The 266-nt window shown below is 36.5% G+C and carries 1 pseudogene; it reads right to left on the reverse strand.

The features are described 5' to 3' along the window. Positions 1 to 137: 137 nt before the first annotated feature. A pseudogene (locus tag C1G53_RS13625) lies at positions 138 to 266 on the reverse strand (CPBP family intramembrane glutamate endopeptidase); the annotation flags it as partial.

Consider the following 266-nt stretch of genomic DNA (forward strand, 5'->3'; position numbering starts at 1 on the left):
GACGATGGGCGGTAGCAAATAAGTCAACAACAATAAAACAGGAACAGAGAGACTTAGCAATAGTTGCGAACTAGCAACTGTTAAACAAATATAAAATAGACTCAATAATAGAATAAATATCATCATGACCCTCACAATTAAAATGGAAATCTCGAAACCAACAGATTGTAGATCCAATGTCCTCCGATAGCATACTGCAAGCCAAAACGAGTAGCTAACACAGAAAACAATAAACCTAGTGGAGTTCGGATGATTAGATTATCCAG

Source organism: Streptococcus suis (assembly GCF_002960445.1).
GTDB classification, from domain to species: domain Bacteria; phylum Bacillota; class Bacilli; order Lactobacillales; family Streptococcaceae; genus Streptococcus; species Streptococcus hyiners.